At 47.2% G+C, this 24,148-nt stretch carries 20 protein-coding genes and 1 tRNA gene; 13 read left to right on the forward strand and 8 right to left on the reverse strand.

All coding sequences use genetic code 11. The annotated features are described in order from the left end of the window. The first annotated feature begins 189 nt into the window (after nucleotides 1-189). The 3 genes from mfd to NG796_RS08315 all read left to right on the forward strand — a co-directional run bounded on the left by mfd (nucleotide 190) and on the right by NG796_RS08315 (nucleotide 5,409). Entirely contained in the window at nucleotides 190-3,660 is a 3,471-nt protein-coding gene (mfd, locus tag NG796_RS08305) for a transcription-repair coupling factor (RefSeq protein ID WP_261205434.1), read from the forward strand. An 83-nt stretch (nucleotides 3,661-3,743) separates the two neighbouring features. Further along, nucleotides 3,744-4,574, forward strand: coding sequence for an alpha/beta hydrolase (locus NG796_RS08310; protein WP_261205435.1), 831 nt, complete (start codon nucleotides 3,744-3,746; stop codon nucleotides 4,572-4,574). Nucleotides 4,575-4,779: 205 nt separating this feature from the next. After that, entirely contained in the window at nucleotides 4,780-5,409 is a 630-nt protein-coding gene (locus NG796_RS08315) for a precorrin-8X methylmutase (RefSeq protein ID WP_015148597.1), read from the forward strand. Between the two features lie 32 nt (nucleotides 5,410-5,441). Here the strand turns inward: NG796_RS08315 and NG796_RS08320 are convergent, their stop codons facing one another. Together NG796_RS08320 and dapB are read right to left on the reverse strand one after the other, a co-directional pair. Beyond that, a complete protein-coding gene (locus tag NG796_RS08320) occupies nucleotides 5,442-6,134 on the reverse strand; it encodes a phosphate ABC transporter permease (protein WP_261205436.1) in 693 nt (230 codons plus the stop codon). A 305-nt stretch (nucleotides 6,135-6,439) separates the two neighbouring features. After that, nucleotides 6,440-7,267 (reverse strand): 4-hydroxy-tetrahydrodipicolinate reductase, encoded by an 828-nt coding sequence (gene dapB / locus NG796_RS08325; protein ID WP_261205437.1) that lies wholly within the window; start codon nucleotides 7,265-7,267, stop codon nucleotides 6,440-6,442. A gap of 371 nt (nucleotides 7,268-7,638) precedes the next feature. Between dapB and NG796_RS08330 the strand changes: the two genes are divergently transcribed. The 4 genes from NG796_RS08330 (at nucleotide 7,639) to NG796_RS08345 (ending at nucleotide 13,026) form a co-directional block, all read left to right on the forward strand. Then, nucleotides 7,639-10,305 (forward strand): EAL domain-containing protein, encoded by a 2,667-nt coding sequence (locus NG796_RS08330; protein ID WP_261205438.1) that lies wholly within the window; start codon nucleotides 7,639-7,641, stop codon nucleotides 10,303-10,305. A gap of 136 nt (nucleotides 10,306-10,441) precedes the next feature. After that, nucleotides 10,442-11,533 carry a magnesium chelatase ATPase subunit I gene (bchI, locus tag NG796_RS08335; protein WP_261205439.1) on the forward strand — a complete coding sequence of 364 codons (1,092 nt, stop codon included), beginning with the start codon at nucleotides 10,442-10,444 and terminating at the stop codon, nucleotides 11,531-11,533. 67 nt (nucleotides 11,534-11,600) lie between these two features. Continuing rightward, the gene (gene ruvC, locus NG796_RS08340; protein WP_261205440.1) at nucleotides 11,601-12,101 is read left to right on the forward strand and encodes a crossover junction endodeoxyribonuclease RuvC; all 501 of its coding nucleotides are present in this window, start codon (nucleotides 11,601-11,603) and stop codon (nucleotides 12,099-12,101) included. 295 nt (nucleotides 12,102-12,396) lie between these two features. Then, on the forward strand, nucleotides 12,397-13,026 hold the full coding sequence (locus NG796_RS08345) for a hypothetical protein (RefSeq protein WP_261205441.1): 630 nt from the start codon (nucleotides 12,397-12,399) through the stop codon (nucleotides 13,024-13,026). Nucleotides 13,027-13,118: 92 nt separating this feature from the next. Here the strand turns inward: NG796_RS08345 and NG796_RS08350 are convergent, their stop codons facing one another. The 4 genes from NG796_RS08350 to nfi all read right to left on the reverse strand — a co-directional run bounded on the left by NG796_RS08350 (nucleotide 13,119) and on the right by nfi (nucleotide 16,583). Beyond that, on the reverse strand, nucleotides 13,119-14,438 hold the full coding sequence (locus NG796_RS08350) for a nucleoside recognition domain-containing protein (protein WP_261205442.1): 1,320 nt from the start codon (nucleotides 14,436-14,438) through the stop codon (nucleotides 13,119-13,121). A gap of 74 nt (nucleotides 14,439-14,512) precedes the next feature. Next, nucleotides 14,513-15,103, reverse strand: coding sequence for an FHA domain-containing protein (locus NG796_RS08355; RefSeq protein WP_261205443.1), 591 nt, complete (start codon nucleotides 15,101-15,103; stop codon nucleotides 14,513-14,515). Between the two features lie 432 nt (nucleotides 15,104-15,535). Beyond that, nucleotides 15,536-15,745 carry a hypothetical protein gene (locus NG796_RS08360; RefSeq protein ID WP_261205444.1) on the reverse strand — a complete coding sequence of 70 codons (210 nt, stop codon included), beginning with the start codon at nucleotides 15,743-15,745 and terminating at the stop codon, nucleotides 15,536-15,538. A gap of 178 nt (nucleotides 15,746-15,923) precedes the next feature. Next, the gene (gene nfi, locus NG796_RS08365; RefSeq protein WP_261205445.1) at nucleotides 15,924-16,583 is read right to left on the reverse strand and encodes a deoxyribonuclease V; all 660 of its coding nucleotides are present in this window, start codon (nucleotides 16,581-16,583) and stop codon (nucleotides 15,924-15,926) included. A gap of 237 nt (nucleotides 16,584-16,820) precedes the next feature. On the opposite strand from nfi, the gene NG796_RS08370 reads away from it, so the two are divergent. From NG796_RS08370 to NG796_RS08385, 4 genes are all read left to right on the forward strand, one after another. Continuing rightward, a complete protein-coding gene (locus NG796_RS08370) occupies nucleotides 16,821-17,663 on the forward strand; it encodes a prohibitin family protein (protein WP_261205446.1) in 843 nt (280 codons plus the stop codon). A gap of 114 nt (nucleotides 17,664-17,777) precedes the next feature. After that, on the forward strand, nucleotides 17,778-19,112 hold the full coding sequence (locus tag NG796_RS08375; RefSeq protein ID WP_261205447.1) for a cytochrome P450: 1,335 nt from the start codon (nucleotides 17,778-17,780) through the stop codon (nucleotides 19,110-19,112). Between the two features lie 217 nt (nucleotides 19,113-19,329). Further along, complete coding sequence (locus NG796_RS08380) at nucleotides 19,330-19,560, forward strand: hypothetical protein (protein ID WP_261205448.1); 231 nt, start codon at nucleotides 19,330-19,332, stop codon at nucleotides 19,558-19,560. Then, entirely contained in the window at nucleotides 19,553-19,861 is a 309-nt protein-coding gene (locus NG796_RS08385) for a type II toxin-antitoxin system PemK/MazF family toxin (RefSeq protein WP_261205449.1), read from the forward strand. Before NG796_RS08380 ends, NG796_RS08385 begins: the two co-directional genes overlap by 8 nt. A 283-nt stretch (nucleotides 19,862-20,144) precedes the next feature. Here the strand turns inward: NG796_RS08385 and NG796_RS08390 are convergent. Beyond that, nucleotides 20,145-20,225 (reverse strand) — tRNA-Leu (locus NG796_RS08390). Nucleotides 20,226-20,296: 71 nt separating this feature from the next. Beyond that, nucleotides 20,297-21,247: a DNA polymerase III subunit delta' gene (locus tag NG796_RS08395; protein ID WP_261205450.1), complete on the reverse strand. Its 951-nt coding sequence runs from the start codon at nucleotides 21,245-21,247 to the stop codon at nucleotides 20,297-20,299. Between the two features lie 75 nt (nucleotides 21,248-21,322). Here NG796_RS08395 and NG796_RS08400 point away from each other — a divergent pair, with 75 nt between their 5' ends. Further along, on the forward strand, nucleotides 21,323-22,636 hold the full coding sequence (locus tag NG796_RS08400) for an FAD-binding oxidoreductase (protein WP_261205451.1): 1,314 nt from the start codon (nucleotides 21,323-21,325) through the stop codon (nucleotides 22,634-22,636). A gap of 76 nt (nucleotides 22,637-22,712) precedes the next feature. Further along, complete coding sequence (locus tag NG796_RS08405) at nucleotides 22,713-24,107, forward strand: (Fe-S)-binding protein (protein WP_261205477.1); 1,395 nt, start codon at nucleotides 22,713-22,715, stop codon at nucleotides 24,105-24,107. Nucleotides 24,108-24,148: the final 41 nt, after the last annotated feature.

Raw genomic sequence — 24,148 nt, forward strand, 5'->3', positions numbered from 1 at the left:
CAGTTAGTGCCAGATTCTAGCTAAGTTAACATTTCTCGGCAATAGCCGAATCATCCCCACCTAGAAATTGTGTTCCTAACGTTCCTCGTCCGAGGTGATCCGCACAGTTAGTCCCTAGGCTTCTAAAATAAATAGAGGAAAAGATCCGGGGATTTTTTTCAACCTACGCTCTCGCATTTGTGACAAGTCATGGCCTGTTCTTCCATTATCCGCACCCTGGGGCGATCGCCGTTAGCGACCGAACTCCTCACCAAACTCGATCGGCATCACCACATCGAACTCAACGGCATCTCCCGCTTCCCGAAAGGATTGGTCGTCTCGGCGATCGCGCAAAAACGGGACCAGAGTTTATTGGTGGTTACCGCCACCCTGGAAGAAGCAGGGCGATGGGCCGCCCAACTCGAAGCAATGGGATGGCCTACGGTGCATTTTTACCCCACCTCCGAAGCATCTCCCTACGAACTCTTTGACCCGGAAGAAGAGACCACCTGGGGCCAAATGCAAGTCCTCGCCGATTTAGTCCGAGGAGAAAACAATCTCGCCATTGTCACGACAGAACGGGCGCTACAACCCCATTTACCCCCGGTGAATCAGTTTAAACCCTACTGCCTCACCCTCACGGCCAAAAGCGAATGGAACTCCAAAACCCTAGATGAACAACTCGCCCGCATGGGATATGAGCGCGTGGCCCTTGTGGAAACCGAGGGCCAATGGAGTCGCCGGGGGGATATTGTCGATATTTTTCCCGTTTCTGCCGAACTTCCGGTCCGCCTAGACTGGTTTGGGGACGAACTAGAAAATATCCGGGAATTTGACCCTTCCACCCAGCGTTCCCTCGATAAAATCGCGCAACTGGTCCTCACCCCCACCTCCTTCAGTCCCCTCATTCAAACCCATCTCCCAGAAGCATTCAGAAGCGTAGGGACAGCTATCTCTAATGATTTAGAACTCGAAGATTCCCCGGAAACCCCCTCTCTGCATCGGTTTCTCGGAGTTGCCTTTGAGCATCCGGCCTCCTTGCTGGACTATCTCTCCCCGGATACCATTGTTGCCATTGATGAACCCGATCGCTGTAGTGCACATGGCGATCGCTGGGCGGAACAAGTCGAAGAACATTTCCAAACTCTCCCCTCAAAACCGATTCCCCTGTCTCGGGTGCACCGCAACTTTAGCGAATCCCTTGCCACTGCCGAATCCTTTGACCGCATTTCCCTCTCAGAACTGGTGATTCCGCGCAAAACCGAGGGTCCTCAGATTAGTTTTGACTTAGATAGTCGTCCAGTTCCGGTGTTACCTCATCAGTTTGCCAAACTTGCCGAACTATTACGAGAAGAACGCGATCGCCGGTTTAATGTCTTTCTGATTTCCGCGCAACCGAGTCGATCGGTTTCCCTGTTGCAAGAACATGACTGTCCCGCGCAATTTATTCCCAATTCTCGGGACTATCGGGCGATCGAAAAACTGCAAGTCCAACATATTCCCGTTGCCCTGAAATATAGTGGACTCGCGGAACTTGAAGGGTTTATTTTGTCCGCCTTTAGAATTGTGATTATCACCGATCGCGAATTTTATGGACAACATACCCTCGCCACCCCCACCTACGTTCGTAAACGTCGTCGCGCTGCTTCCAAACAGGTAGACCCCAATAAACTACGTCAAGGGGATTTTGTTGTCCACCGGCATCATGGCATCGGCCAATTTATCAAACTAGAAAAACTCCAAAACCGGGAATATTTAGTTGTTAAATATAGCGATGGACTGCTCAGAGTTCCCGTAGACCAACTAGAATCGCTCTCCCGCTTCCGGACGACTGGGGGTAAAAAACCAGAACTCAATAAACTCACGAGCAAATCCTGGGAAACGACCCGCAACAAAGTCCGCAAAGCGGTCAAGAAACTAGCGGTAGATTTGCTGAACTTATATGCCAAGCGATCGGATCAACAAGGGTTTGCTTATCCGCCGGATATGCCTTGGCAACAAGAATTAGAAGATTCCTTCTCCTATCAACCCACGCCGGACCAGTTGAAGGCGACTCACGATGTGAAGCGGGACATGGAAAGTGAGCGTCCGATGGATCGCTTAGTTTGTGGAGATGTGGGATTTGGAAAAACCGAAGTGGCAATCCGGGCCATTTTTAAAGCAATTACAGCGGGAAAACAGGTCGCATTATTGGCCCCGACTACCATTTTAACCCAACAACATTATCACACCATTAAAGAACGATTTGCCCCCTATCCGATCCAAATTGGATTACTGAATCGCTTCCGCAGTCAAGCAGAACGCCAAGATATCCAAAACCGCCTCGCGACAGGGGAATTAGATTTAGTCGTGGGAACTCATTCGGTTCTAAGTAAATCGATTCAGTTCCGAGATTTGGGACTATTAGTGGTAGATGAAGAACAACGGTTTGGGGTGAATCAGAAGGAAAAAATCAAGGCATTGAAAACCCAAGTGGATGTGCTGACGTTGACAGCTACACCCATTCCACGCACTTTGTATATGTCTCTATCCGGTGTGCGAGAAATGAGTTTGATTGCCACACCCCCGCCCTCCCGTCGCCCAATTCAGACGCATCTGGCCCCGTATGACTTAGAAACTGCGCGATCGGCCATTCGCCAAGAATTGGACCGAGGGGGACAAGTGTTTTATGTGGTGCCTCGGGTGGAAGGCATTGAGGAAGTGGGGGCGGCATTGCAACAGATGGTTCCCAGTGCCAGAGTGGCGATCGCTCATGGTCAAATGAACCCCTCAGAATTAGAAGCAATTACCATTGCTTTTAGTTCGGGAGAAGCGGATATTTTAGTCTGTACCACAATTATCGAATCGGGATTAGATATTCCTCGGGTAAACACGATTTTAATTGAAGATGCTCACCGCTTCGGATTGTCCCAATTGTATCAATTAAGAGGACGAGTGGGACGGTCTGGAATTCAAGCTCATGCTTGGTTATTTTACCCCAAAAGTGGCCGATTAACCGATGAAGCGCGGAAACGATTAAGGGCAATTAAAGAGTTTGCTCAATTAGGGTCAGGATATCAACTCGCCATGCGCGATATGGAAATCCGAGGCGTCGGCAATCTGTTAGGGGCGGAACAGTCCGGTCAATTAGATGCGATCGGGTTTGATCTCTATATGGAAATGCTAGAAGAAGCAATTCGAGAGATTCGCGGCCAAGAAATTCCCACCGTAGAAGAGACACAAATCGACCTCACCTTGACCGCGTTTATTCCTGGGGATTACATCGTAGATTTGGACCAAAAGATGAGTGCTTATCGGTCAGTGGCCTTAGCAACCTCGGAGAAAGAACTAGCCCAAATCGAAGCAGATTGGCGCGATCGCTACGGACCGATTCCCAAACCCGTCACTCAACTCATGCAAGTCATGAAACTCAAACAAATCGCCAAACCATTAGGATTCTCGCGAATCAAACCGGAAGGCACTCAAAACATTGTTTTAGAAACTCCAATGGAAGAACCCGCCTGGAACTTACTCGCCCAAAATCTGCCTGCCAATGTGCAAGAAAAGTTTGTTTATAGACCGGGCAAAGTCACCGTTCGCGGTATTGGCATCATGCGTCCCGAGTATCAATTAGAAACCCTGATTGATTGGTTAGGCCGAATGCAAGGGGCGCTACCTGAAGCAGCGATTTCTCACGGGTAACTTGTTCAGACACTCGGTTTTAAGAAACCGAGTTTTTAACCGGGCGCTTAGACATCTCTTTTGTCACTGGGATGGTGGAATTTATGAATCCTAAGCTAAAGCATCTCCTAATTGGCGAGTTTTCTCTCAAGCGCTTGGTTAAATCGCTCCTGTTTGTTTATGTCTCCATTGGCATTTATGGTTACTTCTTTTCCGAACGGATGATATTTATCCCTCAACCCGTTTCCTATTCTCAACTGCCGGGGATGCTGACGTTGACCTCGGCAAATGAGAAGCAAATTGCAGCGGTTTATTTAGCGAATCCTCAAGCAGACTATACCATTCTCTATAGTCATGGCAATGCGGAAGATTTAGGGGATGTTTTGCCAGTTTTGACTGAATTCCAGAAGATCGGGTTTTCGGTGTTGAGTTTTGATTACCAAGGGTATGGAATTTCTGAGGGGAATCCCACGGAACGGAGGGCGGTTCAGGATATGGAAGCGGCCTATTTTTATCTCACGGAAACCCTGAAGATTCTGCCGGAGCGAATTATTGTTTATGGGCGATCGGTGGGTGGGGGACCGGCGTTGGAGTTAGCAGCGTGGTATCCGGTGGGGGGATTGGTGGTGGAAAGTTCATTTACTTCCATTTTTAGAACCGTGACGCGAATTCCAATTTATCCCGTGGATAAATTTAATAATATTCAGAACATTCAACGGGTGAATTGTCCGGTGTTGGTGATTCATGGGACTGAGGATGAGGTGATTCCCTTTTGGCATGGGGAGGCATTGTTTGCGACGGCACCGGAACCGAAGCAGGCGCTGTGGGTGGAGGGTGCTGGACATAATGATGTAATCTTCCTGGCAGGCGATCGCCATTCCGAGGCACTGCTGGGGTTTGTGGGGTTACTGGAGGGGAACGAACCGGCAGAGTGAACCGGATGGACTCAGAAGCATCCAAAATTGGGTCCCGAGAAACCAAAACCTAGCTGTTGGTGGAAGGGCGATCGACTGGTATGATTGTGCTGGCTAAGGGAAATAGCACACTCTTTGCGCGATCGCTCTTTTGGGATGTCCCGAAACCGGGATAAACTAGGGCGATTCAGTTTGAAAATTAACGATTCATAACAAAACGCTAAAGATGGAATGGCACGGCAGCGATGCTCAGAGTCTGGCAATTATTGACCGGGAAATCGGGGATCACATTTTCTCCCCGGCGGAGTATGAGATTGTGCGGCGGGTGATTTATGCCACCGCTGATTTTGAATATAAATCCCTGATTCGCTTTTCGGAACAAGCACTTCAGGCGGGTGCGGCAGCGTTGGCGGCACGTTCAACGATTGTGGTAGATGTGCCGATGGTGCAAGTTGGCATTTCTCCCCACATCCAAAACACCTTTGCCAATCCGGTTTACTGTTCGATGGATGCACTCACCCGTCCTCAAAAAGAGAAAACCCGTGCTGCCTGGGGCATTGAAACCCTTGCCAAACGCTATCCTGAAGGCATTTTCATCCTGGGTGAGGCCCAAACTTCCCTAACCACCCTGGTGGAGTTAATCGAAGCGGAGGAAATTCGTCCCGCTTTAGTGATTGGGACTCCTGCCGGGTTTGTCGGGGTGGATGCGGCAAAAGCGAGACTGAATGACTCGATGATTCAGAATATCCGGGTGGATGGACGCAAAGGGAGTGCAGTGGTTGCGGTTGCTATTTTAAATGGATTGGTAGACTTGGCATGGCAAGCTTATGGACAGGAAGGACGGGGAATGATTTGAGGATGAATTAGCGAATTTATAGCCTTAAACCTTTACCTAAATTCTTCTCGGCGGACTTTTTTTCTGCGGGGTCGCGGTTGATTTAATGCTTCCATTTCTTGGCTGATTTCTACAAATAAATCTCGGCGTAAATAGGGATAATCACTAATCCAAAAATCAATCCGGGGGAGGTAAATATCGGAGACTTTGGCAATGCGTCCGAGGTCCGGACGGTTGGACATGACCACCATTTCGGCCATATCTCCCGGGGCGATCGCCTTGTGTTCTTTCCGCAAAGGGACCAGCACTCGCGTACTAAATCCGGTTTCGTCACCCACTTCTAAATTCAGTCGGCGTTCGCGGTTTTCTACGATGACCAGTTCTCCCCGGGGACTGACGGTTTCTTTGGTGCCGACGACTTCTTCGGTGACAAAGACATCCCAAACTTCTCCCCGCCAAAATCCACTGTATTTATAACGCCGACATTGGTAATTTTCTCGGGAGGCGGAGGCGATCGGGCCCCACAACCAATAGAGACCGAAAATAATACCAATAATTAATAAAAAGGGTCGCCAGTTGTCCGGTAGTGCATTGGCGGTTAGGGTGAGTAGTCCAATTCCAGCTACGGAGATCAGGACTCGTTTTAAAATTTTGTCAATTTTACCCCCATAATAAGCATATTGCGCGCCGGTTGCGATGCCGGGAATGAGTTGTTCAAAGGTTTCACGGGTTAAAGGAATTAGCATTGTTAATAGGGTTCAGGATGGGTTAATTATTCAAAGATAAAGGCAAGAGACGGTTTTGAGAAATTAGGAAAATTCAAGACAGTTTTAGCCAGAATTTTTTCTCGTGACGTGGCTCTGCCACGTCATGGACCATAGGAGGCTCTGCCTCCAGTCCCCAAGCAAGGGCTTAAGCTACCTATGATGCTATCTGTTACGGCTTGAACTCGTTACCAGAGATACAGGCGGCAGAGCCGCCAATAATGCGTGACGCGGCGGAGCCACGTCACGAGGAATGGGAATTGCTATATTCAATCCCGAAAAAACACTTACAAGAGTTTTTCTAGGCCATAAACGAGGGTTTTGAGTTGGAGAATTTTGCGAATAGAGAGCAATACTCCGGGCATATAACAGGCCCGATCGCTAGTGTCGTGACGCAGGGTATAAACTTGACCCGGTGCACCAAAAATCACCTCTTGGTGAGCGATTAAACCCGGGAGGCGGATACTATGAATGCGAATCCCTTCTCCCGCGTCACTGCCTCGGGCCCCGGCAATTTTTTCCGTTTCTTTCACCTGGGGAGGATTAAAAGTTTTGCCCATTTCTGCTAACATTTGGGCGGTTTGAATGGCGGTCCCGCTGGGGGCATCTGCCTTTTGATTATGGTGGAGTTCGATGATTTCTACATGATCAAAATGTTGAGATGCTGCGATCGCCGCTTGTTGTAGCAGGACCATCCCAATCGAAAAGTTGGGAATAATGGCACAACCAATGCTTGATTTTTCTGCAAAGGTTGCCAGATCTTGAATCTGTTCGGGACTCATGCCGGTGGTGCCAATCACGGGGCGGATCCCATAGGCGATCGCCGCCCGCGTATTTTCATACACCGAGTTGGGATGGGTAAAATCCACCATCACCGCTGATTGCTTTTCCTGAAGTGCCATCCCCAGAGTGCCTTCCAGGTCATTTAAAACCGGGATTTCTAAAGGTCCACATCCAATCACTTCCCCAATATCTTGACCCAGATACTCCGGATTGCGATCGACGGCCCCTACTAAAATCATATCTGGAGCCTCAGAAACCGCCTGAACGACTTCACGGCCCATTTTGCCCCCAGCGCCATTGACGACAACTGGAATCGGAAGTTGATTTGTCATACTGCAATAAAGTCCCCTGGAACTAGATGAGGGAATTTTACCCCGCTTCGTGGGCATCTCCATATTGATACTATAGTAAGGTTGAGTGGGTCTTGCCCGGTTGAGATTGCCGCCCGGATTGAACCTTGAGCCATTTTAATCCCGGTGGTGGGGAGATCTTAAGTTAAGTTGGGCCATTGACAATTGAGGGCAGGGAAGGCAGGATCAAGAAGCTGGGAATTTAGACCGGGACATCCTCTACAACTGACTCAGAATTCGGCAAAACTGGATTGAGCCGATCGCTCCCTCTAATCTGGATACTTGATCCCCCTTTTTATCACTTTTTTAACCCATATACGGTGCTTGATAAATTTTCTAGGCAAGTCAACTCGTTGGCATCTGGGGTTTATAACCAGATTGCCCAAATCAAGCTCAACCGGGTGCATACTCCGGTCAGTTCTGTGGCGATCGCCATTGCTATTGCGATCGGAGTCGTTCTCCCAATTCGAGAAACCGGCGGGGTTCAACCCTTAGAACTGGTGACTTATGATTGGATGATGCGAAATCGCTGGTACAATCCCGGACTCGATCACCGATTATTACTGGTAAAAATTACAGAAACCGATATTCAAACCCAACAAAAATGGCCGCTTTCTGATCGCATTGTCGCCCAAGTATTAGACGAACTTGCCAAATTTGAACCGGCAGTGATTGGGTTAGATTTGTATCGCGATGTCCCCCACTCACCGGGTCATCAAGACCTACGTTTTCAACTCCAATCTTTAGATAATGTAATTGGCATTACCAAACTCTCGGATTCTCAAGAACCGGGCGTTCCCCCCCCACCTCATTTACCCGCAGAAGCGGTGGGATTTAATGATATTGTCAATGATCCTGATGGCATTGCCCGCCGAAATTTACTGTTTGCCCAAAATGCCGAGGGAAATACGTTTTACTCCTTTGCCTTGCGCGTTACCTTAAAATATCTGAGCGATCGCGGCATTGTTATTGAAAATAGTCCCACCGATCCTCAGCGTATTTTGTTGGGAAAAGCTACTTTATCCCCTTTAGAGCAGGATTCGGGAGGCTATAAAACTATTGATGCTGAGGGATATCAAATTCTCCTCAATTATCGTGCACCGGGTTCTATCTCTCAAGAAGTGACCCTTACCGAAGTCTTAAATCGAGAAGTTGACCCCAGTTGGATCAAAGATAAAATTGTTTTAATTGGGACGACTGCATCGAGCGAAAAAGACTTATTTTTTACGCCCTACGGCATCAAAACCGAAACCGAAACGTTTAAAATGCCTGGGGTGCGACTGCACGCTCAAATGGTGAGTCAACTCCTGAGTAGCGCCCTGGATGGTAAGGCAATTTTTTGGTTTTTGCCCAACTGGATCGAGATGTTATGGATTGCCACTTGTAGTGCGATCGGGGGAATTGTGGCATGGCAAATTCAACATCCCCTGAAATTGGGTTTAGGGTTTATGCTTGGAGTGGGCGGCATTGTCGCCATTGGATTTGCCCTATTTCACTGGGGTGGATGGATTCCAGTTGCGGCCCCGGTGCTAACCTTTACCCTTGCCCTGAGCGGAGTTGTTGCCTCAAAATTACTCTATACCGCGTTTCATGATGACTTAACGGGACTGCCGAATCGCGCCTCATTCATGAACCAACTCGATCGCGTTTATCGGCGATCACAACCGAAAACATTCCCGTTTTTCCTACCTTTAGGAAAGCGCTCCCCAACTCTTTCAGAACAGAAACCTCCGGTTCTCTTCTTGGACTCTAAATTCACTCCTATACCTCGGTTATTAGCCGTCTTATTTCTGGATTTAGACCGATTTAAAGTCATTAATGATGGACTCGGACATGAGCTAGGGGATCTGCTACTGATTGCGATCGCTGAACGTATTCGGACGCTGATGCGTCAACCTCGCACCGATGGCATTGAAGCAGTTACCATTGCCCGAGTCGGTGGAGATGAATTTGCCATTCTCCTGGACAATCTTTACCGTTCTGAAGATGCCATCAACATTGGCGAATCTCTCTACCACCAAATTGCTAAACCCTTTACCTTGAAAGGTCAACCGATCTATACTACTGCCAGTATTGGTATGGCCCTCGGGCGGGCGGATGACTCTCGGAATTTATTGCGCGATGCTCACACCGCCATGTATCGTGCTAAAGCATTGAGCAAAGCTCGCCCGCAAGTCTTTGAAAGTGCTATGCAAAATAATGCCGTAGCCCGATTCCAGCTAGAAACGGACTTGCGCCGTGCGATTAATGCAGGGGCGACCCCAATCAATGGCAAGATTGAATCCGAGTTTTTGGTTTATTATCAGCCTTTGGTGGATTTAACCTCGGGAAAAATTAGCGGATTTGAAGCCCTTGTCCGTTGGCAACATCCGGAACGGGGTTTAGTGTTTCCCGGTGAGTTTATCACTGTTGCCGAAGAAACAGGTTCCATTGTGCCATTAGGCGAGTTGGTGTTAGTCATTGCCTGTTGGCAAATTTGCAAATGGCAAGAGGAATTTCCTCAAGAACCTCCGTTAATGGTGAGTGTGAATCTTTCCGGGAAGCAGTTTGCTCAACCCAATTTAATCGAAGTTATTAAACGAACCTTAGACCAAACCCATCTTGATCCAACTTGTTTGAAGTTAGAAATAACTGAAAGTGTGGTGATGGATGAGGTAGAGTTGGCGATCGAAATGTTGTCTCAAATGAAAGCTTTAAATGTGAAATTAGGCATTGATGATTTTGGCACCGGGTATTCATCTTTGAGTTATTTGCACCGATTTCCCACGGATACTTTAAAAGTGGATCGGTCCTTTGTGACTCGGATGGTGGAAGGAGACCAAAATTCAGCAATTGTTAAAACAATTATTGCCCTAGCCCATAATTTAAACATGGATGTGATTGCCGAAGGGGTGGAAACACCGGAACAATTAGCCCAATTGCGATCGCTAGGCTGTGAGTGTGGACAAGGGTACTTTTTCGCCAAACCCTTACCGGCAGCACAAATTGAAGCCTTATTAAAGTCAGACCCCACTTGGTAACCCCAAAAACCTACAGCCTGTTTCCGAGTTGGGGATGACCCTAAACCCCAAGACGGATCGCAAAAGGACAGACAAGGGGGGTTAAACAATGGCACAATGAGAAACGCCATAAACAGATAGAAATATAGGTAAAGTCGTGAGTCCGATTGCCCAAGCTATTCCAACTCAACCCGCGATCGCGCGGCGTGCTGTGTTTCCCTTTACTGCTATTGTGGGGCAGGAAGAAATGAAACTGGCATTGCTGCTGAATGTCATTGACCCCAAGATTGGCGGGGTGATGATTATGGGCGATCGCGGCACTGGCAAATCTACTACCATCCGCGCCTTAGCTGATCTGCTGCCAGAAATTGAAGTGGTGGCAGATGACCCCTTCAACAGTCATCCCTCGGATCCGGAACTGATGAGTGATGTGGTCCGCGATCGCGCCTCTCGGGGAGAAACCTTACCCGTGATGCAGCGCAAGGTGCAAATGATTGATCTCCCTCTCGGTGCCACAGAGGACCGGGTTTGTGGGACAATTGATATTGAAAAAGCCCTCTCAGAAGGGGTAAAAGCCTTTGAACCGGGTTTGTTAGCCAAAGCCAATCGCGGTATCCTCTATGTGGATGAAGTCAACCTACTCGACGATCACCTCGTGGATGTGTTGTTAGACTCTGCTGCTTCGGGGTGGAATACCGTTGAACGGGAAGGGATTTCCATTCGTCACCCGGCGCGATTTGTGTTGGTGGGGTCTGGTAACCCGGAAGAAGGTGAACTCCGTCCGCAATTGCTCGATCGCTTCGGAATGCACGCCGAAATCCGCACGGTAAAAGAACCCGCTTTACGGGTGAAAATCGTTGAGGAACGCTCAGGATTTGACCAAAATCCTCAAACCTATTTGGAACAACACGAAGCAGAACAACAAGCGTTACAGCAAAAGCTGATTGATGCTCAAAACTTGTTACCTTCGGTGAATTTGGATTATGAAATGCGCGTCCAAATTTCCCAGGTTTGTTCTGAGTTAGATGTAGATGGATTGCGCGGAGATATTGTTACCAACCGCGCTGCCAAGGCGATCGCGGCGTTAGAAGGACGCACCGAAGTTACCCTGGATGATATTAGCCGGGTCATTACCCTCTGTCTGCGTCACCGCCTCCGTAAAGACCCCTTAGAATCCATTGATAGTGGTTATAAGGTTCAAAAAGTCTTTAGTAGTGTCTTTGGCGTGGAAATGCCAACCGAAGGTTAAATCGGTGTAGTGGCGCTGGGGTAGAGTACATCAAAAAAGCCCTCAAGCGCCTCTACATCCAACGGTTATGGAAAAGCGAATTTTAGGATTAGACCCGGGTTTAGCAACATTAGGATTTGGGGCGATCGCCGCTCAAACTGGAGGCACGGGCAGAAGTCGCAGCGAAACCGTTTCCCTGCTGGATTTTGGCATTATTCAAACCCCCGCCAAGACTGACCTGGGTCAGCGGTTATGTACGATTTATGAAGATTTACACGCCCTGATTGACCAGTTCAAACCGGACTTAGTAGCAGCGGAAAAATTGTTCTTTTATCGCATGGGAAATACCATCTTAGTCGCCCAAGCGCGAGGGGTAATTTTACTGGTGGTAGCACAACATCAATTACCGTTAGTTGAATATACTCCCGCACAAATTAAACAAGGGATTACCGGCTATGGTAATGCGGATAAATATGAAGTGCAACAAGCAGTAGCGAGGGAATTAAATTTAGAGACGATTCCCAAACCCGATGATGCAGCAGATGCCTTAGCCGTCGCCTTAACCGCCTGGTTTCAATGGGAAAATTGAGGAGGAATTCACAAGTCAGTAATTCTATTATCAAAAACCGGGTTTCTTCACTCTGACTTTTGGTACTGATCCACATTGGTGTTGGTGAAGAAAGTGGGTTTTCTTCCTATTAAAGTATCAAGACCCCAAGAGGAGCAAACCCGGATAGCACAGAGATAGATTGATATTAAGAAACATAAACATTTACTGCTTCAGGAATTGAGTAAGTTATACTAGAGCGTAGTGCAAGGCTGTAGGTCCAAATTTCTATAGGGTCTGCACAGCCCACTTGATTAAACTTGAATTCCTGAATGGCATGGATATAAATTTAATCAAAGATATCATCCGGAAAATCACTATCAAATCTTGTTGGGTCGAATATTCACAAGTTTGTTCGGCATTAAAATCCTATGAACTGATGGCTGTTGAACCAGGGTTTTTTTTGAATAACAATCAGGATTTCAGGACTTATCCGATGTGTAAACCGAACGATTTTTACATTGCCTTAGCAGAGAGTTTTCCTTATCAAATGGAGTCTCTATCACATTCTCTGAATATGCCTTCGGATAAAAAACCTCCTTCAAATTGGGCGATTGACCCTAAAATCAAACCCCGTAAAAATAAGATTTTAGAGCAATACGGAATTGATGATACTGAGGAGGATAAAGTTTTTCAAGAAATTAAGACAGTAGAAGACTTGCAGCAAGTGATTGGCAAGCTTATCAAAAAAATAGCGAGAGAATCCAACCAATCCACTATAGAGATCCAGGAGATCGGAACAGAGTTTTATAACGTTTATCAAGTACCAATCAGGTCTACCTTAAAGCAATTTTTTGCTGCTTTAAAACTGATGGATATATTACAAAATATAGAGTTTATAACGGTTGATATGGTTGATTCTAAAAAGGTTTTCTTAAAGAAAAGGAATTCTGAGGTGGTTAAGTGAGCAATAGGGTGGGAAGAAGCACACCCTACCATCTTACTTTGTAGCAAATTTAGGTCAGAAATCCGGTTTATTGTTTTTTTGAAGCAGATCTCTCAAAATGTGAGACGACAAATCAACAAAGAGGCAAGCATTCCTGTCGCATCAGCTAACAGGGCAGCGGGTAAAGTGTGGCGCGTCCGGCTCACTCCAATACTACCAAAATAAACCGCCATCACATAAAAGGTGGTTTCCGTCGAACCTTGCATCGTTGAAACCAGATAAGACAAGAACCCATCAGGGTCATTCTCTACAATTTCCGACATCACCCCAAATGCGCCACTGCCCGATAAAGGACGAATTAGCGCCATTGGTAAGGCTTCCGGTGGCATGGCAATCAAGTTGGTGATGGGGGATAACACTGCTGTCATCACATCCAATGCGCCACTGGTGCGAAACATCCCGATCGCCACAAAGATTGCAACCAGAAACGGGATAATTCTCACCGCAATATCAAAGCCTTCTTTCGCCCCTTCCGTTAACACTTCATACACTTTCACCCCGCGAAAATAGCCAATCAGCAGGAAGCTACAAATCACTAAAGGTAACAACCCATTAGAAATCGCCTCAATGATTTGGGTACTTGCCAATCCCGCCGTTCCCGTGATGGTTAATCGATAGAGAAGTGCCCCAAAAAATAGCACAATTAACCCACCAAAGAATAACCGTCCTACCCGTCCCGGGGGTTCTAAAGGTTCAACAGGTTGGGCATATTCAGGACTCTGTGAGGGGCTGTCTGAATCCAGTTCCGGGGCGTTTACTGGGGGATTCGGGGCAGAATCTTGGTTGCGATGGGCCAGAACTTTAGCGGCTACAATGGCTACAGTGGTGGAAGCAACTGTTGCCACAAGTGAGGGAATAATAATTGCCCCGGGATTGGTGGCCCCTGCGGAGGCCCTTACAGCGATCGCCCCAATGGGTAAAAGGGTCACCGATGAGGTGTTAATGGCTAAAAATAAGCACATCGCATTGGTGGCAGTTCCAGGGTCCGAATTCAGCCGATTCAGTTCCTTCATAGCTTTGAGCCCAATGGGAGTGGCAGCATTGCCCAAACCCAGGGCATTAGCGGCGAGATTTAAGATCATGGCAGACATGGCGGGATGATCTGCCGGGATATCAGGAAACAGTCGTAACATGAGGGGACGAATCCCTTGGGCGATCGCCTCCATGACTCCCGCCACTTCCACCACCCGCAGAATTCCCAACCACAAGGCTAACGCCCCAATTAACCCGATCGCCAAGGTAACCGCATTCGCTGCCGACTCAAATGCCGCTTCGGTCAATTCCGGCAGAGTCCCACGCATTGTTGCGACGACGGTAGACCCTACCATCAGAAACAGCCAAATGCTATTGAGGGGAGATTCAGATTTTTTCACAGACGGTTCACCGGGAAAGTTTCCGAGTTATGGTAACATCACCCACCTAACAGGATAAACTTTTTTCTCTCCCCTCAATCGGCATGAGTGGACATCAAAACACTATTGGCTGAGTCCAAAGATGTACCACACCAAGGACACCCAAAATCGAGAAGTTTATAATGAGAAATTTTCTGACAATTGGGACATTTTAAACCATAGGTCGGCAGCGGTTTGCGGGGAAGGCGACGGCGTAGGGGTTGACTGATAGAGGCTTCGCTATCATCATCCTCTGGGGCAGAAAGAGTTACTCCCTGAGAAAATCGGAGGTCAATGGCAATGACTTTCAGTTTAATTTGTCCCAAACAAATCAGACTACCTAGGGTTAACATCATCTCACCCTGGGTTAACAGTTGCCCATCTACTTTAGAAGGATTGCTGGGCCGAAGATTTCTCAAATAAAAATGACTTTTCTGGGGGTCATAAAAGATTTCAACGTGCAACCCAGAGACTGTCGGATGAAGCAACACGATATCGCAGCGAGTGGGATCGCGACCGATCCGGACGGTCCCCGGATTTTTGCTCGGTTGCTTATCCCAGATAGTTTGAGTTCTAAACTCACCCGCTTCAATCCATTTTAGGGTTAGTTCATGCATGGCGATCGCAAGTTTCCATAGTAGCAGCACCTGTTTTCCGCCCCTGACTCGGGAAGATATCTTTATTATCTAGCTTTTTTCGGTTCAGGAGCAAGTATAGAAGCACACCATTCTGTGAGTCTCCTATCCCTTATCCATTTCCTGGAACAGGGGAGGAGTTCACAGGGATTTTGAGTTTTGTACAGAAACGATTGAGTTTAGGCCAACATCAGGGGACAAACCCAGAATGCCATCTTCTCTACCGGGTCCGGATGTGATAATCGGGTTTCCAGTTGATCGGTCCTCTTGAAACTTTACCGGGTTCCTTCCCTGAATGGACTGGGTTTAACGAATCTTCATACTTGCGATCGCATCCGGTTCAGGTGGGGAAGTGACCCTTGAGTAAACTAAGCTAAAAAGCCTTACTCAAGGCCCTCCAGCCCTTCGCCGTTCTGTAGGACCGGGCAAATGTCTCTGATGAGTTTAGGGAATCGTCTCACTCAATTCCTCCCATAACGTATTCATTTTTTCAAACGCATCTTCTAAAGAAATTTTTCCCCCAGTTGCGAGACTACTCAAAATGCTCACTCGATGACTAAAGGTTTGCAAATTTTTATGGCGAAGTAATTGTTCTGCATCCCGATTTCCGTGGGCATGATTGGGGGAATCAATAGATTGGAAATGAGTTGTCATGGCAGAACCCTCCCATCGCTTCTGAATCACAGCGACTATTTTTTTAACTACGATAATTATCTCTGAAAAACTCTAACCGCACAGCGATCGCTTGAACGTTAAAGGTGCGATCGTGATCAAGTGTAGCCGTGACCCCAATCTAACCGGAGTGCGATCGCGATCGCACTCCGGAATGGTTCTAACTTGAAGCGAGGCGATCGCTGATTCGGGTAGTTTCCGGGAGTCGGTATTTCGGAGTGCAACGCAGCACATAATCCAAGGCAGTGGGTAAACTAATGCGATGACCAATGGAAATATAAAGGGGATTGACATGACTGCGCGATCGCAGAACCGCCCCCACGGTTTCCCCTTGATCCAGCAACGGTTGCCAACTGCCACGTTCCGGGGGTAATCCTTCATGAGTACCAATAAAGCGCGATTTTGCTACCCCAATCGCCGGGAGATTCGTCAAGACCCCCAAATGACAAGCAATCCCAAACCGCCGGGGATGGGCCAATCCCTGACCATCACAGAGTAGCAAATCTGGCACAATAGACAACTGTTCCAGGGCCTCCAAAACCGCCGGAACTTCGCGAAACGAAAGGAATCCAGGAATGTAGGGGAAGTGAGTCGGACACCGGGCGATCGCCTGATCACACAGTTGCAAATCTGGAAAACTTAACACCGCCACTGCCGCCTGCGTCACATTATCCTGTTCCTGATATCCCGCATCCACCCCCGCCACATATCGAACCTGTGGCAAGTCATCTTCTACAATGACTTGTTCCCGTAACTCTTCCTGAATTGCCCTCGCCTCCTCCACCGTCTCCGGCCAACTTTGGGGCTTATCAATTTTCATAACATTTTATTACTTTTAAGACAATTTTCTGGATTCCGGTTTAACATTTTAAGAGTCACTCAATTTGTATCAAACTTTGGGAGACAACAATAGTCCCGCAAGTCCCTGGGAATATCAAAGTCAAACCTAGACCCATCTGGACTGAAATTCTTAAAAACTTAAGAAAAATTTAATAAAGGTTCGGGATGGGGTGTTTTTTACAAACCGTAAGTTTCAACCTCATTAAGGTAAATTCCAATGCCAGCTAAAACCAGTTATTCTTACGACTCAAAGACCATTTTCTGGATTGCCGGTTCCGTGATTGGAGGAATATTCTTCTTAATTTTAGCCGCCAATTTAAAACCTTTTGTGATTATCAACGCCGGGGAACGGGGCGTGGTCATGAAATTTGGAAAAGTCCAGGAAGGCATTCTCGATGAAGGGATTCACGGAATTATTCCCTTAGTCACCCGCGTGGAAACCCTCAGCGTTCGGGTGCAAAAAGATGAACTCAAAGCCGATGCTGCTTCTAAAGATTTACAGTATGTTACCATTAATGTCGCCCTGAATTGGCGTGTGGATGCTACTCAAGTTAACAAGGTTTATCAGACCATAGGCGATGAAACTCAAATTGTCAACCTGATTATTTCCCCCGCTGTTTCTGAAGTGGTGAAAGCAGCAACGGCTAAAAATAATGCTGAAGAAATCATCACCCGACGCCGAGAATTAAAACAAGAAATCGATAGTGATATTCGGCAACGACTGGCTAGTTATGGCGTTTTAGTTGATGATATTTCCTTGGTAAATATTGAATTTTCTCCGGAATTTGCTAAAGCCATTGAAGCCAAGCAAATTGCAGAACAAGAAGCCAGACGAGCCTCATTTATTGCCCAGAAAGCCGAACAAGAAGCTTTTGCGGAAATTAATCGGGCCAAAGGTCAAGCTGAAGCCCAACGATTGTTACGAGAAAACCTAACTCCATCGATTCTTCAAAAAGAAGCCATTGAAAAATGGAATGGACAATTTCCGATGGTGATGGGGGGTAATGGAGCCTTGCCATTTATTAATATTACGCCACCTGCTTCTACCGCTAATCCCTAACTTTAAAGGAGGAGGGAAATGTCATCAATTCACCTCAAACTAGGGGGTTTGGTTTCACGTTTTCGCCCTCCAATGTCAAAATAGAGGGGAAGTAGTTTCGAGACAGACAAATCCATGACTTCCAACGAGACCCTGCGATCGCGTCCCCTCCCTCCTGGTAAATTAGGCTTACCTCTGATTGGCGAAACCCTGAGCTTTTTTCGCGATCGCGACTTCCATAAGAAGCGCCGCGAAAAATATGGAACCGTTTACAAAACCCATCTGTTTGGACAACCCACAATCGTCCTAATTGGGTCCGAAGCGAATCGCTTTTTGTTCACCCATGATAATAGCTATTTTACCGCCTCTTTTCCCCCGAGTACCCGCATCTTACTCGGTCCCCACTCCCTCACCATCCAAAGCGGCAACGAACATACCAGCAGACGGCGATTGATGGCACAGGCATTTTTTCCCCAAGCGATCGCTGGATACCTTCCCGGCATGGAACAACTCACCGATCGCTATCTGAAACAATGGGAAACCCTCCAAGAACTGACCTGGTATCCGGAACTCCGAACCTATATGTTTGACATTGCCAGTACCTTATTAATTGGCACTGAAACCGGATCCGAAACCATCTATCTCAGTCAAATTTTTAAAACCTGGGCTGAAGGATTATTTTCGATTCCCATCAATCTGCCTTGGACACCATTTGGAAAAGCCCTCCACTGCCGGAAACTGCTACTCGAAAAAATCGAAGAAATTGTCCATCGCCGCCAACAAGAAACCGCACCTAGAAACGATGCCCTAGGGTTACTGTTAGCGGCCAAAGATGAAGAGGGAAATGGATTAAGCTTAGATGAAATCAAAGACCAAATATTGCTACTCCTCTTTGCCGGTCATGAAACCCAAACCTCTTCACTCTCATCCCTCTGTCTACTCCTAGCACAACATCCCCACGTGATTACCAAATTGCGGGAAGAACAGGAAAAAGTCGGCTTTACGGGTTCTCTCAATATGGAGATACTCAAAGAGATGATTTACTTAGAACAGGTGGTCAAAGAAGTCTTACGATTAGTGCCACCCGTTGCCGGAGGATTTCGCCGCGTACTTGAATCTTGCGAATTTAATAACTATCAAATTCCCGAAGGTTGGATGGTTTTGTATCAAATTAATCAACTGCACAAAGATAGTTCAATTTATTCTAATCCTCAAGAATTTGACCCCGATCGCTTTAGTTTAGACCGCGCAGAAGATAAGCCAAAACCCTTTACCTGGATACCCTTTGGAGGCGGTGCGAGAGAATGTGTAGGTAAGGCATTTGCCATGTTAGCCTTACGGGTTTTTACAGCCCATTTAGTCCACGGTTATGACTGGGAATTGTTGCCGGACCAAAATTTACAATTATCCATGATCCCAACCCCCTCTCCTCGGGATGGATTGCGGGTCAAGTTTAGCCGAAGAGGCTAGAAATGGAGGGAGTTAAGAACGTTTCCGTATAGTCGCATCCTAATGGAGAGTTGATTCGCGAATCAACTCTCCATTAGGCGTTTAATAGTAGTAAATATTGCGTAAGTCTTACCATAAGAAATAGGGCTGTCATCGCGCATCCCATAACCTCTTGACAATCACGGTAAGATTAGCTAGTATAATAAAGGAATGCTACCAGACCGCTAAAAGTTAGACTATGAGCAAAAAAGTTAGCATCACCCTAGACGATGAAGTTTTAAAATTTGTAGATACAATTGCACCGGGCCATAACCGTAGCCGATTTATTAATGATATTCTTTTAAAAGAAAAACAGCAGCGGTTAATGAGAGAGCTTGCCGATGCTTATCGAGAACAAAGTAATGACCCAGAATTTCAACAAGAGGTCTTAGCTTGGGATGTTACGGTGAGCGATGGTTTAAATGCCTAACGCAATTTTAACTTATAAACGAGGCGAAATCTGGTGGGTGGATCTTCAGCCAGTTATTGGCAGTGAAACTGATAAACAGCGTCCTTGTTTTATTTTGCAAAATGATATTGGGAATCAACAGGGTTCGACTACAATTATTGCTCCCTTATTGCCAGGGAGTAAAAAATATCCGTTTGTTGTTAATGTCAAGCCAACGTTACAAAATGGATTGGATGGCGATCGCTATATCAATTTAAGCCAACCAAATCAGAGCAGTAGATGCTCAACGGATCAAGACAAAACAGGGGGTTTTAGAGGATGAATATTGGAGTAAAATTGAAAAAGCAATAACAATTGAGCTGGGTTTCTCCAAAGAGTAGTTCTGAGGTTCTATTGAACTTTGGCTTGGTTATCTTCATCTGCAACGCTTTATCAGCTTGCCGCCACAGCTTTTTATCCAGGGAATTTTGTGAGTTACTCTAGTCTAGGTATTTGTTAGATTTCAAATTGTCAATAAAAGATTTAAGGATAGCCAAAAAGAGCGCATCCAAAAATAAAAGAGTTTACAACTTGCTCTAAGCTGTAAACTCTTGATCATAATAGAGTGCGGACGGGGAGACTCGAACTCCCACATCAAAGACACTAGAACCTAAATCTAGCGCGTCTACCAATTCCGCCACGTCCGCATAAGTTTATCTTAGCAGAGGTTGCCCTCTTGCACAAGCATTTTGTGCCAACCCCCAAAAATCTGGAATTCTCATTCCTTCATCCCCATGAGAGTGACTTCCCAGACGAGGCGGGGACTGGCATAACTGAGGAGATAACGCCTTGCGCGATCGAGGATATGGAGGGGGTTGGCGTTGAAGGTCCCGCGCTGTTGGGAGGATAACCAGTATGCCTGTTGCAGATATTCAATCAGCCAGAGTTGGGACTCGGTGTCCAGACTGCGATCGATTTCTTTGGCAATTTCTAGCGCTTGTTTGGTGGAGAGGGAGGGTTTTAGGGGTTTTTCCAGAAGTTCGGCAGGGATTTCCTGGAGTTTTTCCCAGCAGGCGATCGCCGTTCCCGGAGACCCCTGCGCCATTGCCAATACTGCTGGATTCTCCAAAATCTGCGGGTATCCCACAGTTGCTAAAACTTCCCTCATCTGTGCCTCGGTGAGGCGATAAAAAGGAATTCGCTGACACCGGGAAACTAGGGTGGGGAGGAGAGAATCAATTCCTGGTGCAATTAAAATAATACTCGCTCGTCCCGGTTCTTCCAGGGTTTTGAGTAATCCATTGGCAGCACTTTCTTTCATGGTTTGTGCCTCTTCTAGGACCACTACCTTGCGGAGTGCCTCTAATGGATGGCGTCCCAAAAATTCCCCGATTTCACGGATTTGTTCAAGGCGAATTTGCGGGGGGGATTTGCGCTTAAACCCGGTTGCTGCCGCTTCGGTGGCGGTGAGCATTTTGCCTTTATCCAGATAGGTGGGTTCTATCCAGAGTAAATCGGGGTGATTTTCCAGTTTGCGGGTAGAGGGAGGGGTTATGCCGGGATTTCTGGCGGTGAGGAGGAGTTCCAGGAAATACCGCGCTGCCAAACTGCGACCCACACCGGGAGCACCAGCAAAGAGGTAGGCGGGTGCAATGCGATCGCGGTTAACAGCCTGATTCAGCAGTTCGACTGCCTGGGGTTGTCCAATGAGTTTAGCAAAAACGGTCATAAATTTTAGTTTTTAAAATTTAGATGGGAGAGTGCAAAGATAGTAAGAGATGTCCTAGGGTTCAACCGTTCTATCATGTCAGCGATCGCCCAAACTTTATCCAGTATTCTTGGTTCCGACGGTGTTATCGAGTGGGATAGTCTGGATTCCCCTACTCAACAGCGTCTCCGTCGCGCTTTTCCGGAGTCTTCCCTGCCGCATTGCATTGCCTATCCCTCAACTCAAGCACAATTCGCTGAGGCGATCGCCGCTATTGCTGCCAGTCGCTGTGCCTTTGTCCCTGCTGGGTCCTTGAGTAAAATCGATTGGGGTGGGGTTCCTTCGGGGGTGCAAGTGATTCTGAGTACCGCACGTCTGAATCGCCTGATTGAACACGCTGTCAATGATTTAACGGTGACGGTGGAAGCGGGGATGCGTTTAGCCTCGTTACAGTCTATTCTCGCAGATGCGGGGCAGTTTTTGGCTTTAGATCCAGCTTATGGCGATCGCGCGACTTTGGGAGGAATTGTTGCCACTGGGGATACTGGCAGTTGGCGGCAACGGTATGGGGGAGTGCGCGATCAACTGTTAGGAGTTTCTTTCGTGCGATCGGATGGGGAGTTGGCGAAGGCAGGGGGACGCGTCGTCAAGAATGTGGCGGGATATGATTTGATGAAATTATTCACCGGGTCTTACGGCACATTGGGGATGATTTGTCAAGTCACATTTCGAGTTTATCCTCAAGCGGAGGCATCGGGTACGGTGATGTTGTCTGGGGATACGGAGGTGATCGCCTCTGCGAGTCAAACGTTACTCGCTTCCGCCCTCACGCCAACAGCAGCGGATTTGTTGTCCCCGGGATTGGTGAAGCAACTGGGGAGAGGGGAGGAAATGGGACTGCTGGTGCGTTTTCAAAGTGTAGCAGAAAGTGTGCAAGAACAATCGGCGCGACTCATATCTGTGGGGGAAACGTTAGGATTAAAGGGGACTTGTCATACGCAGAAGGACGAGGCGGATTTATGGCAAGGATTGAGAGAACGAATGCAACCGGCTGACACAGAAGGGGCGATCGCCTGCAAAATGGGAGTACGTCCTACAGAAGCAGTGGCAGCTTTATCGAAATTTGCGGCACTTTCTGAGGGTATTGGGTTGGGTCAAATTCATGTCAGTAGTGGGTTGGGTTGGTTGCGGTTTGGGGAGGGGATACAGAAGGAGTCGGTTTTATCGATGCGGCAATTCTGTCAATCTTCTGGGGGGTTTTTGAGTGTGATGGTTGCACCGATCGCCTTTAAAAATCAGGTTGATGTTTGGGGATATCAGGGAAATGCTCTTGAGGTGATGCGGAAGATTAAGCAGCAGTTTGATTCAGATAATATTTTAAGTCCTCATCGATTTATTGGGGGAATTTAAGAGGGCGGTTAACATTTGCAAGAGAACCTCTTCAGGCGTTACTACGAACATTGGAAAATATATTGAGTTGATGAATATGCAACCTGTTGAATCTACTATTGCCGCTAAATCTAGTAATTTTTTGGGTCAGAATCCGCATTTGAATGAGTTAAGCGAGTCGGAAGTGTTGCCGGGATTTGATGCCAAACATCCACCGGATCCGAAATTGATTGATACTTGTGTTCATTGTGGCTTTTGTTTGTCTACTTGTCCCAGTTATCGGGTGATAGGGAAAGAAATGGATTCGCCGCGAGGGCGGATTTATTTAATGGATGCGATCGCCACCGGGGAAGCACCTCTGGCAGAGGGAACCGTAGAGCATTTTGATACTTGTTTGGGATGTTTAGCTTGTGTCAGCACTTGTCCCTCGGGGGTGCAATATGATAAATTGCTGGCGGCAACTCGTCCTCAAGTTGAGCGTAATTATGAACGTTCCCTAGGCGATCGCGTGATTCGTAGTCTCATTTTTAACTTATTTCCCTATCCCAACCGTCTGCGTCCTTTATTAGTTCCCCTTTATGTTTACCAAAAGTTGGGAATGAATAAATTAGTGCGTCAGACGGGTTTATTAAAGAAATTCTCCCCCCGATTGGCAGCAATGGAGTCAATTTTACCCAATATTACGGGAGAGTTTTTTAAGGGAAATTATCCCGATGTGATTCCGGCACAAGGAGAGAAACGGTATCGGGTGGGGATGTTACTCGGATGTGTACAGCGGTTATTTTTTAATCCCGTCAATGAGGCAACGGTAAGGGTTTTAACTGCCAATGGCTGTGAGGTGGTGATTCCCGAAGGACAAGGCTGTTGTGCGGCGTTACCGGCACACCAGGGACAAGAAGAACAGGCACAGGCGATCGCTCGTCAAATGATTGATAGTTTTGAAGGCACTGAGGTTGATTATATCATTATTAATGCCGCTGGATGTGGTCATACCTTAAAAGAATATGGTCATATTCTCCAGGATGACCCCAATTATCGAGAGAAAGCACAAGCTTTTGCAAATCAGGTTAAAGATGTGCAAGAATTCCTGGCAATGGTGGGGTTAACGGCTCAACTTTCTCCCCTAACGGATGGGAAATTAACCGTGGTGTATCAGGATGCTTGTCATCTTTTACATGGTCAAAAAATTAGTCAGCAACCGCGCCAAATTCTTAAACAAATTCCCGGGGTTGAACTGAAAGAACCGCTTGATGCAGCGTTATGTTGTGGCAGTGCGGGGGTCTATAATATGCTCCAGCCGGAGGTATCGGAAGAGTTGGGTCAGCAAAAAGTGCAAAATTTACTCAATACCGGGGCCGAATTAATTGCTTCTCCCAATCCCGGTTGTGCGTTACAAATTCAAAAGCATTTGCAGTTAGAGGGGAAAGATATCCCGTTGATGCACCCGATGGAATTATTAGATTTATCCATTCGGGGGGTGCGGTTGAAATAGGAGGATGCGTGCGTCAGAATGTAGAGGTCCTGATGGTAGGA

This window comes from Laspinema sp. D2d, from assembly GCF_025370755.1.
GTDB lineage: Bacteria > Cyanobacteriota > Cyanobacteriia > Cyanobacteriales > Laspinemataceae > Laspinema.

Coding starts and splice junctions, on each gene's coding strand:
- mfd (WP_261205434.1), top strand. CDS start 190: ATGGCCTGTTCTTCCATTATCCGCACCCTGGGGCGATCGCCGTTAGCG.
- NG796_RS08310 (WP_261205435.1), top strand. CDS start 3,744: ATGAATCCTAAGCTAAAGCATCTCCTAATTGGCGAGTTTTCTCTCAAG.
- NG796_RS08315 (WP_015148597.1), top strand. CDS start 4,780: ATGGAATGGCACGGCAGCGATGCTCAGAGTCTGGCAATTATTGACCGG.
- NG796_RS08320 (WP_261205436.1), bottom strand. CDS start 6,134: ATGCTAATTCCTTTAACCCGTGAAACCTTTGAACAACTCATTCCCGGC.
- dapB (WP_261205437.1), bottom strand. CDS start 7,267: ATGACAAATCAACTTCCGATTCCAGTTGTCGTCAATGGCGCTGGGGGC.
- ruvC (WP_261205440.1), top strand. CDS start 11,601: ATGGAAAAGCGAATTTTAGGATTAGACCCGGGTTTAGCAACATTAGGA.
- NG796_RS08345 (WP_261205441.1), top strand. CDS start 12,397: ATGGATATAAATTTAATCAAAGATATCATCCGGAAAATCACTATCAAA.
- NG796_RS08360 (WP_261205444.1), bottom strand. CDS start 15,745: ATGACAACTCATTTCCAATCTATTGATTCCCCCAATCATGCCCACGGA.
- nfi (WP_261205445.1), bottom strand. CDS start 16,583: ATGAAAATTGATAAGCCCCAAAGTTGGCCGGAGACGGTGGAGGAGGCG.
- NG796_RS08370 (WP_261205446.1), top strand. CDS start 16,821: ATGCCAGCTAAAACCAGTTATTCTTACGACTCAAAGACCATTTTCTGG.
- NG796_RS08375 (WP_261205447.1), top strand. CDS start 17,778: ATGACTTCCAACGAGACCCTGCGATCGCGTCCCCTCCCTCCTGGTAAA.
- NG796_RS08380 (WP_261205448.1), top strand. CDS start 19,330: ATGAGCAAAAAAGTTAGCATCACCCTAGACGATGAAGTTTTAAAATTT.
- NG796_RS08385 (WP_261205449.1), top strand. CDS start 19,553: ATGCCTAACGCAATTTTAACTTATAAACGAGGCGAAATCTGGTGGGTG.
- NG796_RS08395 (WP_261205450.1), bottom strand. CDS start 21,247: ATGACCGTTTTTGCTAAACTCATTGGACAACCCCAGGCAGTCGAACTG.
- NG796_RS08400 (WP_261205451.1), top strand. CDS start 21,323: ATGTCAGCGATCGCCCAAACTTTATCCAGTATTCTTGGTTCCGACGGT.
- NG796_RS08405 (WP_261205477.1), top strand. CDS start 22,713: ATGCAACCTGTTGAATCTACTATTGCCGCTAAATCTAGTAATTTTTTG.